The 975-nt window shown below is 63.4% G+C and carries 1 pseudogene; it reads left to right on the top strand.

The features are described 5' to 3' along the window. Nucleotides 1–975 (top strand): annotated as a pseudogene (locus tag IU450_RS39255) (DNA-directed RNA polymerase subunit beta); the annotation flags it as partial.

Genomic DNA, 975 nt, shown 5'->3' with positions numbered 1-975 from the left:
CTACCGGATGCGGAAGTTCAACCGGTCGAATCAGGGCACGTGCTCGAATCAGCGTCCGATTGTGGACGAGGGTCAGCGGGTGGAGCGTGGTCAGGTGCTGGCCGATGGGCCGTGCACCGAGAACGGTGAGATGGCCCTGGGTAAGAACCTGTTGGTGGCGATCATGCCGTGGGAGGGTCACAACTACGAGGACGCGATCATCCTGTCGCAGCGCCTGGTGGAAGAGGATGTGCTGACCTCGATTCATATCGAGGAGCACGAGATCGACGCGCGGGATACGAAGCTGGGTGCCGAGGAGATCACGCGGGATATCCCGAATGTTTCCGATGAGGTGCTGGCCGATCTGGACGAGCGGGGCATCGTGCGTATCGGTGCGGAGGTGCGGGACGGGGACATCCTGGTCGGCAAGGTCACGCCGAAGGGTGAGACCGAGCTGACTCCGGAGGAGCGGTTGCTGCGGGCGATCTTCGGTGAGAAGGCGCGTGAGGTGCGTGATACGTCGTTGAAGGTGCCCCACGGTGAGTCGGGCAAGGTGATCGGTATCCGGGTGTTCTCCCGGGAGGACGATGACGACCTGCCGCCGGGTGTGAACGAGCTGGTGCGGGTGTATGTGGCGCAGAAACGCAAGATCCAGGACGGTGACAAGCTCGCGGGCCGGCACGGGAACAAGGGTGTGATCGGCAAGATCCTGCCGACCGAGGACATGCCGTTCCTGCCCGATGGCACGCCGGTGGACATCATTTTGAACACCCATGGTGTGCCGCGTCGTATGAACATCGGTCAGATCCTGGAAACCCATTTGGGGTGGATCGGTAAGGCCGGGTGGCGGGTCGATGTCGCTGCTGATGGTTCCCGCCCGGAGTGGGCGGCGGCGCTGCCGCAGGAGATGTTGGGTGCTCCGGCTGATTCGAATATCGCGACGCCGGTGTTCGATGGTGCGCGGGAGGAGGAGCTGACCGGTTTGCTGGCCTCGAC

Origin of the sequence: Nocardia abscessus (assembly GCF_015477775.1) — a bacterium.
GTDB lineage: Bacteria > Actinomycetota > Actinomycetes > Mycobacteriales > Mycobacteriaceae > Nocardia > Nocardia abscessus_A.
The sequence above is the reverse complement of the archived record's forward strand: the minus strand, read 5'-3'. Positions and strand labels throughout refer to the sequence as shown.